Below are 254 nucleotides of genomic sequence, written 5' to 3' on the forward strand. Positions count from 1 at the left end.
CTGCCGTGCCCGAGCCGTTCGAGATCGTGCCGGTAGTGGTCTCGGCGCGGAGCGAGGCCGGGTTGCGGGAGCAGGCCGGGCGGTTGGCCGAGCATCTGCGTGCGCACCCTGAACTGGAGATCGCCGATGTGGCTCGCTCGCTCACGATGCGGGCGGCGCTGGAGAACAGGTCGGTCGTCGTGGCCGGGGACCGGGACGAGCTGCTGGCCGGGCTGGACGGGCTGGTCCCGGGAGCCGGGCCGGTGTCGGGGCGG

The 254-nt window shown here is 74.4% G+C and carries 1 protein-coding gene; it reads left to right on the plus strand.

Going from position 1 to position 254, the window contains the following annotated elements; genetic code table 11:
* On the plus strand, positions 1 to 254 hold a 254-nt coding region (locus tag C1I98_RS42515; RefSeq protein ID WP_158558427.1), incomplete at both ends, for a CurL C-terminal domain-containing protein.

Origin of the sequence: Spongiactinospora gelatinilytica, assembly GCF_003236385.1 — a bacterium.
GTDB lineage: Bacteria > Actinomycetota > Actinomycetes > Streptosporangiales > Streptosporangiaceae > Spongiactinospora > Spongiactinospora gelatinilytica.